Here is a 12,704-nt window from a genome sequence, read left to right on the forward strand (position 1 = left end):
GGCGAAGTAAAATACACGTTAAACCCTTCCCCTGAATTTGGAGGTTATTTACAGTAAAATGGAAACAGAGAGCGCACGGTTAAAAATTTTTAGCGGCAACGCTAACCCCGAGCTGGCCAGGGAGATCGGCGCCTACCTGGGAGTACCCCTTGGCGCGGCCAAGGTTAGCCGTTTCAGCGACGGTGAAATCAGCATTGCCATTGACGAAAGCGTCCGGGGGGAGGATGTTTTCGTCATTCAACCCACCTGTGAGCCCGTCAACGATAATCTAATGGAACTTTTAATTTTAATCGACGCATTGCGCCGCGCTTCGGCCTGGCGCATTACCGCAGTGGTTCCCTATTACGGTTATGCCCGCCAGGAACGCAAAACCAGGGCGCGGGATCCCATTTCGGCCAAACTTGTCGCCAATTTAATTACCGCCGCCGGCGCCGACAGAGTCCTTACCATGGACCTCCATGCGGCGGCAATCCAGGGCTTTTTTGACATCCCCGTTGACCACCTGACGGCGGTGCCGATCCTGGCCGATTATTTCAATAGTAAAGGTTTTGATCGGGCCGTAGTCGTTTCCCCCGATCTTGGCGGTGTCACTAGGGCGCGGAATTTTGCCGAGCGCATCGGCGCCGAGATTGCTATTATCGATAAACGGCGGCCGGCTCCCAATGTGGCAGAAATCATGAACCTCATCGGTGACGTGAAAAATAAAACGGTCATCATGATTGATGACCTCATCGACACCGCCGGGACCATCTGCCTGGGGGCAAAGGCTTTGCTGGAGCACGGGGCCAGGGCTGTCTACGCCTGCTGTACCCACCCCGTTTTATCGGGACCGGCCCGGGAACGTCTGGCAGCTGCCCCTTTAGAAGAAGTAGTTGTCTGCAATACCATCCCCGTACCGGAAAACAAGGAAATCGAAAAGTTGCGCCGTCTATCGGTGGCCCCTTTACTCGGCGAAGCCATTATCCGCATCCACAAGGACCTGTCTGTGAGCAAACTTTTCGATTAGCTCCCTTCAGGGGGGACATCCTTGTTATTTTTACGTCCGAAGGGGAGGTTACGGCAGTAGCGGTTGAGGGTTTCCGTTGCCCGGCGGGTGAAGGTACGGGCTTCTTGAAGGGCCTTACCGGCTCCGGCGGCGGTATCCTGCCATTGGATGTTTAGCAGACCGGCAGGCTTTTTTAGCGTTTCTTCGGCCCCGGCCCGGGCTATGATGGCGTCCCTGCCGCAGGTAACGATTTGCGCAGTTTCCAGGCTTTTACTCCCATGGAGCAAACCGCTTTTAATGTCTAGATAGTAGATCTTGCCGTCCTGGGGGTCGAAGCGGAAGTCTTCAACGGTTCCCAATACGGTGCCTTCCTCCGTAATCACCCTGGCGCCCAAAATGGGCAGGGGATGCCTGGCCAGGGCCTCCAGTTCGGGCAGGGAACTTAACTTCACCACGGCACTGGCCTGATCAACGGTAACGGCATGGTTGCCTACGCTTTTGACGTGGTTATAGGGAATTACTGGTTGTTCTTTGAACCATCCTTTTCGTTCAACGGTAAAAGCGACGATGGCCAGTTTTTGCGGGTCGATTAAAAGGCGCTTGATCCGTCCCAGCTGATGGCCGTCCGCCAGGCTGACTACGGGCATTCCGGTAAGCTTTTTGCTGGTATAAAACATCCCTTTTCACCTCCCGGCTTATAACATGCTTATTCATATAATATGGGGTTTATGCTGTTTCCAGTTGGGCTAAACTTTAAATGCTGAAAGGAGTTGGTAATATGCAGGTGCAGACAATCAATGCTGAAGTGAGGCCTGACACTGGAAAACAGACGGCCGGACGTATGCGGCGGCAGGGTAAGGTGCCGGGTGTTATTTACGGTAAAAAGGTGGGCAACCTTCCCCTGGCAGTTCCCCGCAAAGAGCTGGAAAGGGTTCTGGACCGGGAAGGCGGGAGTGCCCTGCTTAAAGTAATAATCGGCGGTCAAGGGCAGGCAAGGGAATTCACGGCAATGGTCAGGGAGGTCCAGCGCCATCCCATCAAAGGCGAAATTATCCATATCGATTTTCATCAAATTTCCCTGGACGAAGAGATTAGGGCCACCGTCCCCATCGTTTTGGAAGGAGAGGCTCGGGGTGTTCGAAACGGCGGCATCCTCCAGTACGGCCTGCGGGAGGTAGAAGTGGAGGCCCTTCCTGCCGACTTGCCGGAAACCCTTACGATAGACATCAGCGACCTGGATGTTGGCGAACACTTATCGGTTGCCGATATTAAAGCGCCGCGGGGGGTAAAAATCCTTACCGAACCCGACGCCGTAATTGCCACCATAGTGAGCACCCGGGCCGTAGAAGCGGAAGAAGACGCGGCGCCTGATGGAGAAACGCAGGCTGCAGAATAGAGAAACATACGGTTTTGGAGGCGCTGATTTGCCTGTGCAGATGGTTGTGGGCCTGGGCAATCCCGGGCCCCAGTATGAGGCAACCCGCCATAACGCCGGTTTCATGGCGGTCGATCTCCTTGCCGACGAATTAGGAATCGCATTTAAGACAGACAAGCACCGGGCCCTGGTCGGTGGGGGAAACGTTGCTGGCAGGGAGGTTCTCCTGGTTAAACCCCTTACTTATATGAACAACAGCGGCGAGGCCGTGGCGCCTTTGGTCCGGTGGTACGGCATCATTCCGGAGGAGTTGATAGTTGTCCACGACGATCTGGATCTGTCTCTGGGAATGATGCGTATCAGGGCTAAGGGGAGCTCGGGCGGCCATCGCGGTTTACAATCAATCATCGCCGCCCTGGGGACAACAGCCGTACCCAGGTTAAAGATAGGTATCGGCCGGCCGCCGGCTGGGCAAGATGTAGTTGATTATGTCCTGCAGCCCTTCAGCAGGGATGAATGGTCCCTGGTGGCTCCCGCCCTCCGGCGGGCGGCAGCAGCCCTTCGTTTTCTCCTGGAAGGCGGAACTTTAGAAGAGGGCATGAATCTTTTTAACCGCAGATTATGATCTTTTGGCAAACCTTTGCGGCTGGTTTTCTTGCCGCCGGGACGGCATTGGTGGTAAACAATCTTCTTCTACGGCTGGGTCCGGGAGGAAGACCCGTTCTTGCTTTTTTAGGCCCATTAGGAGAAGAGGCGTTAAAAACCGCTTTATCTTTTATGACGGGAGCCCCCCTGGCCGGCGTACATTTTGTTTTCGGCTGCGTCGAAGCCTGCTGGGAGCTTACCGGATCTTTACGTTCAGGCAGGGGCAGTTATTTAAAACCCGCCCTGGCCGCGGTGGCGGGGCATACCCTTTTCGGCCTGGCGGCCTCTGCGGTTTTGGCCGCAACCTCTAGACCTGAAGGGGCCCTGGTGGGGAGCGTCCTCGTCCACATGGCCTGGAACAGGTTTATTTTATCCCTGCATTATTTTGGGCGAAAACTATAAACCTTGACTTATTTCCGGGGAACAGAATATAATAATAGCAGGAATGAAAGTTAGAAAATAAAAGGCCCTGGGAAAGGGCCTTTTATTAATAGGTAGGGGCTTGTATTTAGGGTGCTAATTGGCAATTGGAGTGTAAGATAAATGTATAATCATTATGGTATATTGCAAATTGTCAGAGAAAGTTCCCAATTTCACAGCATAATTAAAGGTTTGGAGCAGGGTTTGGCGGAGCAGCAGCTCTACGGCCTGCCGGAAGGATTAAAGGGGGTATGGCTGGCGGCCCTGCTTGCGGACTGTCGTCCCGTTGTTTGTGTAACGGCGGGTAGCGATGAAGCGGGGAAGCTGGCAGCCGATATTACCTCTTTCTTGACGGCGGCCAGGGTTGACTATTTTCCGGCGCGGGAACTTCTGCCCCTCGAAGTCTATACCCACAGTCCCGAACTTTCTGACCAGCGTTTACATGTTTTGCACCATGTCCTTACGGGAAAAATCGAGCTGGTGATTGTACCGGTAGACGCCCTTTTGCAGAAATTGCCGCCGCCTGAAACCCTAAAAGACGCCCTCATATCGTTGGAAGTCGGACAGACCATCAACCGCGAGGTTCTTTTGGAAAAATTAGTTTCCCTGGGCTACCGGCGGCAAGAGGTAGTAAGTGCGCCCGGCCATATGGCCGTACGGGGCGGCGTTATTGACGTTTATCCGGTGGGTTCTGCCGAGCCGGTGCGTCTGGAATTATTCGGCGACGAAATAGACTCTTTACGTTTCTTTAATCCGGAAACACAGCTTTCGGTAGCGGAGACGCGCTCCGTAACTATAGGTCCCGCCCGCGAGGTTTTGCCTCCGGCCGATATAGAACCTGGGATGGCCACTCTTAAGGCGGAATTTGAGGAAGTCCATGCTGCCTTACGCCGCCGCCAGCCCCAGGCGGCCCGGGAATTAAAGCAAAGGTTTGAGAAAATGGCAGAGCGCCTGGAAATGGGCGACTGGCCTGAAGGCATAGAACAGCTTCAGGCGGCTTTTTATCCGCGCCTGGCCACCCTTTTCGACTACTTTCCCCGGACCCCGCTGTTGGTTTTCGACGACCCGGCGCGCATTTTTGAAGAAATACAACGGCGAGAGCAACAGCGCCTGGGTATTTTTACGGAGATGTTGACCGGTGGCATGGCCCTGCCCCTACAGGGGCAGGCCTATATGGAAGGCCACGAGCTGGTGCATCTTTTTAGTCGTTACCAGCGCCTTTATTTTTCCATTTTACCCAGGCGGGCACCGGGTACCAGCCCTCGTCAGCTCCTGGGTGTTACGGCACAGCCCGTTCCGGCTTTTCAAGGGCGAATGCATCTTTTGCTGGATGAGCTGAGTCGCTGGCGGCGCCAGGGCTATCGCATAATTTTTATGGTTCCCGAACCGGAACGCATGGCGGGCCTGCGCCAGGCCCTGTCCGAGGGGAACATCATGAGCCAGAACGTCAACGACGTGGCCACTGTTCCGGAAAAGGGCCAGGTACTTTTTGTTACCGGGCGCCTGCATCAGGGTTTTACCTGGCCGGAGATGGGTCTGGCCGTCCTGGGCGATGCGGAGATTTACGGTGGGGTAAAGAGGCCAAGGCGAGTCAAGCCGGCCGGAGAAGGGACGAAAATAACCTCTTTCCAGGATCTTCGGGAAGGTGATTACGTCGTTCACGTCCATCACGGCATTGGACGCTATCTGGGATTAAAGCAGCTGGAAGTAGGCGGGGTTAAGAAGGATTATCTCCTCATTCAATACGCCGGTCAGGACCGTCTTTACGTACCCGTCGAACAAATCTCCCTGGTGCAAAAGTATGTGGGTGCCGAGGGTCATGTTCCCCGTCTGTACCGCCTGGGAGGTAATGAATGGCATAAAGTTAAAAGCCGCGTTCAGGAAGCAGTCCAGGCCATGGCCGAAGAATTACTGGATATTTACGCTAAAAGGGAGGCCATGCCGGGTTATGCCTTTTCCCCTGATACCCCCTGGCAGCGGGAATTTGAAGAGGCTTTTCCTTATACTGAGACGCCGGACCAGCTCAAAGCCATCGCTGAGGTCAAGGCCGACATGGAACAGCCCCGGCCCATGGATCGCCTGCTGTGCGGGGACGTTGGGTACGGCAAGACCGAGGTGGCCATGCGGGCGGCTTTTAAAGCCGTCATGGACGGCAAGCAGGTAGCCGTACTGGTGCCGACGACCATCCTCGCCCAGCAGCACTACAACACCTTTAAAGGGCGTTTTGAAAATTTTCCTGTGAAAATAGCCGTATTAAGCCGCTTTTCCTCACCCGCTGAGCAGAAAAGGGTGATCAAGGCCTTAAAGAAGGGCGAAATAGATATTATCATCGGTACCCACCGTTTACTGTCCAAAGACGTTGCCTTTAAGGATTTAGGCCTGGTAATTATTGATGAAGAGCAGCGCTTCGGTGTGGCCCACAAAGAAAAATTGAAAAAACTGCGTTACAGCGTCGACGTTCTCACCATGACGGCCACTCCCATCCCCCGCACCTTGCATATGGCCCTGGCCGGGGTCCGCAACATGAGCCTTATCGAGACGCCGCCGGAAGACCGCTTTCCTGTCCAGACCTATGTGGTGGAGTACAGCCCGGAGCTGGTACGCGAGGCCATTCGGCGGGAACTGGACCGTGGTGGTCAGGTATATTTTGTTCACAACAGGGTAATGGACATCGATCGTTTTGCCTACCACGTCCAGCAATTGGTGCCGGAGGCCAGGGTGGCGGTGGCCCACGGCCAGATGGAGGAAAGGGAACTGGAAAGGGTCATGCTTGATTTTATCGAGGGGCGTTACGACGTTCTTGTTTGTACTACCATTGTAGAAAACGGCCTTGATATTCCCAACGTCAACACCCTGATCGTCGATGAGAGCGACTGCTTTGGCCTGGCCCAACTATACCAGCTCCGGGGGCGTGTAGGCCGCAGCAGCCGTTTGGCATACGCCTACTTTACCTACCGTCCGGATAAGGTTTTGGGAGAGGTGGCCGAAAAGCGTTTGGCGGCCATAAGGGAATTTACGGCCCTCGGTTCGGGATATAAAATCGCCCTGAGGGATCTTCAGATACGGGGAGCGGGCAACCTTCTAGGGCCGGAACAGCATGGTCATATGCTTGCCGTAGGCTTTGACCTTTATTGCCAATTATTAGAAGAAGCGGTCCAAAAATTAAAACGCCAGCGCGGCGAGATTTTGCTCCAGGAAAAAGAAGGGCCTCCTCCTGCGTCAGTAGAACTACATGTAGATACTTTCTTAAGCGACGACTATATTCCCGACGATGCTTTAAAAATGGAATTTTATCAACGCCTGATGGCGGCCGGGGATTTATCCCAGGTCGAGGCCATTGCCGAGGAAATGGAAGATCGTTTCGGCAGGCCTCCGGCTGCGGCGGAAAACCTCATCAGCCTTAGCAGGGTTCGCCTTTTAGCCAGGGAGGTCGGCGTCGCCGGCGTTCACCAGAACGGCCGGGAGGTGGAACTGCATTTCGGCCACACCCATAACTTGCGGGGAGAAAAGCTGATGCACCTGACCCAACATTTTCCCCGCAAGCTCACATTTTCTTCCGCAGGCGGTTTAACCATCAAGGTGCGGACGGCCGGCCTCGACCAGCAGGGACTCCTGACCCTGTTAGAGGACGTTTTAACCCGCATTAAATACTTGGTGGCCGAAGCGGCTGGTTAAAAAGGGGTGGGGAAGATGCCGAATGTAAACTGGTATGCCTTGTGGCTTGGTTTAAAGCCGCGCATGCTGATATTCCTTGAAAAGCTTTTTTGGGCGGCGCTTATTGCCCTGGCCGCCCTCGTTGCCCTCAATCTGGCCACGAGTCTTATTCGCCGCTTTTTTAAGGGCAGGAAGCGGGATCCACATAAAGAAAAAACCCTGGAAACCCTGTTGACGTCGGCGCTGCGATATCTCGTTTATGCCGTGGCCGTGATGCTGATCCTGGAACAATTTGTAGATATTACTCCCATAATTGCCGGGGCCGGCGTTTTGGGTCTGGCGGTTGGCTTCGGCGCCCAGAGCCTGGTAAAGGACCTGATTACGGGCTTTTTCATCATTTTTGAAGACCAGTTTCATGTAGGCGATTTTGTAGAAATCAACGGCCAGGTGTCGGGTACGGTGGAGGAACTGGGGCTGCGCCTGACCACAATCCGGGAATGGAGCGGCAAAAAGTTTTACATCGCCAACAGCGAGATTAAGACGGTGCGGAATTACAACCGGGAAGAAATGCGGGCCATCGTTACGGCCACCTTTCCCTTTGAAGAGGATCCCCGTAAAATACGGGAGGTACTGGAAGAAGTTTGCCGCGAGGCGGCATTTGAACTGGCCGATGAACTCATTCAAGGGCCGGACGGCCCGGTGGAGCCACCCCATGTCCATGGTGTCACGGATATTGATAAATCGGATAAAGGAGGCCAGTTTACCATTACCGCCCTGACCAAGCCGGGTTCTTTGTGGGTGGTGGAGAAAACTTTACGGGAAAAGGTTTGGCAGGCCTGCCGGGACAACGGTATCCGTCTTGCTTATCCGGCCAGGGTTTATCTCGGCGGTCGCAATAATGAATTCTAGTATTTCCCTGGGTGCGGCCTTTTATCCATGGTACCAGTTCTAGAAAAGGCAGGGAAAAAATGAATAAACCTTCCGTGCTGATTATATACTAACAGTGAAAGCTAATCCTTAGAAAAGGGCACCCTAAAGGAGGGTAAAGGGGGGATAGACAGCAGTGAAAGCGACAGGCATTGTACGACGCATTGACGATCTAGGACGCGTGGTAATACCCAAGGAAATCAGGCGCACCCTGCGGATTCGCGAAGGTGATCCCTTGGAAATCTTCGTCGACCGCGAAGGCGAAGTAATTTTAAAAAAATATTCGCCCATTGGTGAGCTTGGAGATTTTGCCAAGGAATACGCCGATTCCCTTCATGAAGCCATCGGGCATATAGCCTGTATTGCCGACCGGGACAATATTATTGCGGTGGCCGGTGCCCCCAAAAAGGAATTCCTGGATAAGCCCATCGGGCCGGCAGTGGAAAAGGTTATGGAAGAGCGCAAACCCGTGCTCATAAACTCGCCCACAGAAGAATGGTTGCCCATTGACGGAGAAGGGGAGGCATATAAATTTACGGCTGAGGTTATAGCGCCCATAATTGCCGAAGGCGATCCCATAGGGGCCGTGATTATCTGTTCCCGGGAGCCTGGGGTAAAAATGGGGGATATGGAACTAAAATTGGCCGAGACGGCGGCGGGTTTTCTGGCCAAACAAATGGAACAATAAGGCGGCGTAAAGACGCCGCTTTCTTTTTTTCCCGGCGTTGTGGTACAATAATACGGTATACTTTTCCTGTGGAGCTGAGAACAATGTCGGGCGGAATAGTAATTGCCGGTATGGGGCCCGGGGATCCGGCCCAGGTGCCGCCGGCGCTTATGAAAATATTACAGGAAGTAGATAGGATTTTTTTAAGGACGGAGCGACATCCGGCGGTGTCGGCTTTAAAAGAAGGCGGTTTTAAGTGGCAGACCTTTGATGCCTTATACGAACACGCCAGAAATTTTGACGAGCTTTACCGCCAGATCGCATCCGTCGTAATCCAGGAAGCCTCAAACCTGCGGGTGGCCTATGTCGTGCCGGGGCACCCCATGGTAGCCGAAAAAAGCGTAACCCTTATTTTAGAAAGCGCCCGGCAGGCGGGAATAGATACCCGGGTAGTTCCGGCCATGAGCTGCCTGGATGCCCTTTATGCCACTTTAAAGTTGGACCCCACCCTGGGATTGACCGTTGTTGACGCCCTGACGTTAAACGTCGACGGCCTGGATCCGGGGCTGGGCTTGATTATCACCCAGGTTTACAGTCAGCAGGTTGCTTCAGATACCAAGCTGACCCTTATGGAGCTTTATCCAGACGAATACCCGGTGACGGTGGTACGGGGAGCCGGTCTGCCCGAAGGGGAGCGGGTGGAAATCGTGCCCTTGTACGCCCTTGACAGACTGCCCTGGATCGATCACCTTACCAGCGTCTATCTACCGCCCTTTATCAAGGGGCGGGAGCGAACCCTTGCCGGGTTAAAGGAGATTATGGCTCGCCTGCGCGGGAAAGAAGGTTGTCCCTGGGACCGGGAACAGGATCACCACTCTTTAAAACGCTATCTGGTGGAAGAAACCTACGAAGTGCTGGAAGCCATCGAGGCCGCCGACATGCATAAACTTTGCGAGGAGTTGGGAGACTTACTGCTACAGATAGTCTTTCATGCCCGTTTGGCTGAAGAGCGGGGCGATTTTACCCTGGCCGACTGTCTGGAAACTATATGCACCAAAATGCGCCGGCGCCATCCCCACGTTTTTGGTACCATTAGCGTAAATACATCCGGAGAAGTTTTGGCCCGCTGGGATAAGATTAAAATGGCCGAAAAACAAAAAGATGGTCTGAAGACCCCATCTTTGCTGAGTGTACCGCGGGGACTGCCGGCCCTCTTGAAGGCTTTAAAGGTTCAGGAACAGGCAGCCCGGGTGGGATTTGACTGGGAAGACGCGGCAGGCGTTTGGTCGAAGGTGGAAGAAGAGCTTGAAGAGCTGAGAGAGGCCGCGAAGGGAGCGGGCGCCGCGGAACGGACTGCGGAATTGGGGGATGTATTATTTGCCCTGGTAAATCTGGCCCGCTGGCTCGGGGTTGAGCCTGAGGAGGCCCTGCAGGCCAGTGTTGCCAGATTTATGGAACGCTTTCAATACATCGAGGAGAAGGCGCGGCAGAAAGGCTTGGAATTAGAAAAGCTTTCCCTTGCTGAAATGGATAACTTATGGGAAGAGGCAAAAAAAGTTAAGGAAAATAAGGGTTAATGCAGGAGATTGTTGGATTATAGCGAATTAATGTGAACAAGGGTATACCCGATACAGGAGGGATAACTATTGAACAAGGTGGATCTAGTGGCCAGCGTGGCGGAAAAGGCCGACCTTACTAAGAAAGAGGCAGAAAAGGTTGTCGGCGCCGTCCTCGCCAGTATCGAAGAAGCCCTGGCCCAGGGCGATAAGGTGCAGCTTGTCGGTTTTGGCACCTTCGAGGTCAAAGAAAGGGCCGCTCGCGTGGGACGCAACCCGCGCACCGGCGAGGAAATTAAGATAGCGGCCACGCGGGTGCCGGTATTCAAGCCCGGCAAAGCCTTGAAAGAAGCTGTGGCCAAATAAAAGTAAGGGAAATCAGGCGCTATGCCTGATTTTTCTATGTGGGGGTTTAAAAAATGCGCCTTGATAAATTTTTAAAGGTATCCCGTTTAATTAAACGGCGCACATTGGCCAAAGAGGTCTGCGACGGCGGCGGCGTAGAAGTGAACCGCCGGCCGGCCAAGGCCGGCACGGAGGTCAAACCGGGAGACGTCATCACATTAAAATTGGGAAACCGATGGCAGACTATAGAGATATTGGCGACGCCGGAAAATATACCCGCCGACCGCGCCAAAGAAATTTACCGCGTCCTCGCCGAGGGAAGAGATGATACGGGGAATGCATAGCCGTGGAGGGCTTCTGCCTATACTAAAAAATAAAAAGGCAGGAGCGATAAACATTGCGGCGTAAGATTGGAACGTTGATAGCGACCCTGTTATTGTTAAGTGCTGTCTTGGAGGGGTGCCGGGCACCGGCCAGGCGACCGGCGGCGGAGGAACCCACCATTTCCCTTTATATTAATCAAACGGGCGAAGTTAAACGGATGAAAATAGAGGAATACCTTCCCGGCGTAGTGGCGGCCGAAATGGAACCAACATGGCCCCTTAATGCCCTGGCGGCCCAGGCAATCCTTGCCCGGACCTTTACCATGAAGAAGATCCAAGAAGGCGGTGTTAAAGCCCACAGCACCGACGCCTCCACCAGCGTTGAGGAGTTTCAAGCATACGACCCAACGAGGGTCAATGACAACGTGCGCCGGGCGGTGGAAATGACCAGGGGCCAGGTTATTAAGTATAAAGGAGATTATGTCAATGCCTGGTTTTATGCTTCCGGCGGCCCGCGGACGGCGGCTTCGGCGGTAGAAGGCCTCAACTTTAACAGAGAACCGGCCCCGTACATTCAAAGCGTTCCTGACCCGGGAATGGCCATAACCACACCGGAAAATAAAAGCTGGACGGCGACCTTTACCAATGCCGAGATAGCCGCTGCGGTAAGGAAGCTGACGGGGCAGGATCCGGGACCGTTTACATCGGTAAATATTGAGGCCAAAGGTCCCTCGGGACGGGCCACCAAGTTTAAGGTGGGGAGATTGACGGTTGATGCGCCCGCACTGCGCTTGGCCCTGGGCAACGATCGCCTGCGCTCAACCCTCATTACAGGCATTACCGCCGACGGCGGCCGGGTGACCTTCAAGGGACAAGGGTACGGACATGGTGTAGGAATGAGCCAGTGGGGGGCCAGGGCACTGGCGGAACAAGGCAAATCACCCCAGGAGATCATTAAATACTTTTTCAAAGACGTGGAGCTGGTGAAGGCCTGGTAGGCGGCCGCCGGCTTTTTTATTTCATTTTTGCTCCCATTCCTCATAAAAATAAATAGAGGGGGAATGGGCGCATGGCCGACGGGCAGCACCAGATCACCATAGTCAACCGGCAAAAACTCATGATAAGCGGCGTTCTTCATGTATTGAATTATGATGAAGAAGAAATACTCCTGGAAACCACCATGGGCCTTTTGACGGTAAAGGGCAAAGACTTTAACATCAGCAGTTTGAATCTGGAAACCGGCAACCTTGAAGCCGAGGGAATGGTAAACAATTTTTCTTACAGCGAGGGGAAGGGCGCCCGGGGAAAAAACATTCTCCAGCGCCTCCTCCGATGATCCCTTTGCCGGAACAGTGGCAGATATTTATGGCGCTGGGCGGCGGCGGGCTCCTTCTGGCCTTTCTTTTTGATTGTTACCGCGTCGGCCGCTATTTTTGGCGTCCGCGGGGAATGACAAGCCATTTGGGAGATGCCGTATTTTGGTTGATTTTAACCGTTTTTACCTTTGCCTTGTTGATGTTCATCAATTGGGGCGAAATGCGGGCCTACGTTTTTCTGGGTTTGGGCATGGGCGTAACCTCCTATAGTTTATTTTTAAGCGGGAGTGTACGTCCCTGGCTTTACCGCAGTGGCCGCTTACTGGGCAAAGTCATGGCCGGCGGGCGACGCCTTATTACAGGGGTGTTTTTTATCGTTATTATTCCGGGGCGGATTGTTTATAGACTGACGTCCCTTTTTCACCGGCACCGGCCGCCGCACCCATTAGAATAATTTTTCTCCATGGCAGGATTTTTTTACCGGAGGGAGA

General features: G+C 53.8%; 14 protein-coding genes. 13 read left to right on the forward strand and 1 reads right to left on the reverse strand.

The genetic code is table 11. From position 1 onward, the window contains the following. Positions 1-58: 58 nt before the first annotated feature. Positions 59-1,006, forward strand: coding sequence for a ribose-phosphate diphosphokinase (locus MHFGQ_RS00465; RefSeq protein ID WP_170066210.1), 948 nt, complete (start codon positions 59-61; stop codon positions 1,004-1,006). Here the strand turns inward: MHFGQ_RS00465 and MHFGQ_RS00470 are convergent. Beyond that, positions 1,003-1,662 (reverse strand): PRC-barrel domain-containing protein, encoded by a 660-nt coding sequence (locus MHFGQ_RS00470; RefSeq protein ID WP_106005016.1) that lies wholly within the window; start codon positions 1,660-1,662, stop codon positions 1,003-1,005. The genes MHFGQ_RS00465 and MHFGQ_RS00470 overlap by 4 nt on opposite strands. A gap of 101 nt (positions 1,663-1,763) precedes the next feature. Between MHFGQ_RS00470 and MHFGQ_RS00475 the strand changes: the two genes are divergently transcribed. The 12 genes from MHFGQ_RS00475 (at position 1,764) to yabQ (ending at position 12,667) form a co-directional block, all read left to right on the forward strand. After that, a complete protein-coding gene (locus tag MHFGQ_RS00475) occupies positions 1,764-2,381 on the forward strand; it encodes a 50S ribosomal protein L25/general stress protein Ctc (RefSeq protein WP_106005017.1) in 618 nt (205 codons plus the stop codon). A gap of 34 nt (positions 2,382-2,415) precedes the next feature. Further along, positions 2,416-2,985, forward strand: a complete 570-nt coding sequence (gene pth, locus MHFGQ_RS00480; RefSeq protein ID WP_245907817.1) for an aminoacyl-tRNA hydrolase — start codon at positions 2,416-2,418, stop codon at positions 2,983-2,985. Next, positions 2,982-3,407: a hypothetical protein gene (locus MHFGQ_RS00485; RefSeq protein WP_106005019.1), complete on the forward strand. Its 426-nt coding sequence runs from the start codon at positions 2,982-2,984 to the stop codon at positions 3,405-3,407. Before pth ends, MHFGQ_RS00485 begins: the two co-directional genes overlap by 4 nt. 141 nt (positions 3,408-3,548) lie before the next feature. After that, positions 3,549-7,100 carry a transcription-repair coupling factor gene (mfd, locus tag MHFGQ_RS00490; protein WP_106005020.1) on the forward strand — a complete coding sequence of 1,184 codons (3,552 nt, stop codon included), beginning with the start codon at positions 3,549-3,551 and terminating at the stop codon, positions 7,098-7,100. A gap of 15 nt (positions 7,101-7,115) precedes the next feature. Further along, positions 7,116-7,988, forward strand: coding sequence for a mechanosensitive ion channel family protein (locus MHFGQ_RS00495; protein WP_106005021.1), 873 nt, complete (start codon positions 7,116-7,118; stop codon positions 7,986-7,988). Positions 7,989-8,142: 154 nt separating this feature from the next. Then, a complete protein-coding gene (spoVT, locus tag MHFGQ_RS00500; RefSeq protein WP_106005022.1) occupies positions 8,143-8,694 on the forward strand; it encodes a stage V sporulation protein T in 552 nt (183 codons plus the stop codon). An 83-nt stretch (positions 8,695-8,777) separates the two neighbouring features. Next, complete coding sequence (gene mazG / locus MHFGQ_RS00505) at positions 8,778-10,250, forward strand: nucleoside triphosphate pyrophosphohydrolase (RefSeq protein ID WP_106005023.1); 1,473 nt, start codon at positions 8,778-8,780, stop codon at positions 10,248-10,250. 69 nt (positions 10,251-10,319) lie between these two features. Next, positions 10,320-10,595 carry an HU family DNA-binding protein gene (locus tag MHFGQ_RS00510; protein WP_106005024.1) on the forward strand — a complete coding sequence of 92 codons (276 nt, stop codon included), beginning with the start codon at positions 10,320-10,322 and terminating at the stop codon, positions 10,593-10,595. A gap of 53 nt (positions 10,596-10,648) precedes the next feature. After that, a complete protein-coding gene (locus MHFGQ_RS00515) occupies positions 10,649-10,918 on the forward strand; it encodes an RNA-binding S4 domain-containing protein (RefSeq protein ID WP_106005025.1) in 270 nt (89 codons plus the stop codon). Between the two features lie 53 nt (positions 10,919-10,971). Further along, entirely contained in the window at positions 10,972-11,895 is a 924-nt protein-coding gene (locus tag MHFGQ_RS00520) for a SpoIID/LytB domain-containing protein (RefSeq protein ID WP_106005026.1), read from the forward strand. A gap of 71 nt (positions 11,896-11,966) precedes the next feature. Then, a complete protein-coding gene (gene yabP / locus MHFGQ_RS00525) occupies positions 11,967-12,233 on the forward strand; it encodes a sporulation protein YabP (RefSeq protein ID WP_106005027.1) in 267 nt (88 codons plus the stop codon). Then, entirely contained in the window at positions 12,230-12,667 is a 438-nt protein-coding gene (yabQ, locus tag MHFGQ_RS00530) for a spore cortex biosynthesis protein YabQ (protein ID WP_106005028.1), read from the forward strand. The genes yabP and yabQ overlap by 4 nt, the downstream gene beginning before the upstream one ends. Positions 12,668-12,704: the final 37 nt, after the last annotated feature.

The sequence above is a fragment of the Moorella humiferrea genome (genome assembly GCF_039233145.1).
Classification (GTDB): Bacteria; Bacillota; DSM-521; order Neomoorellales; family Neomoorellaceae; genus Neomoorella; species Neomoorella humiferrea.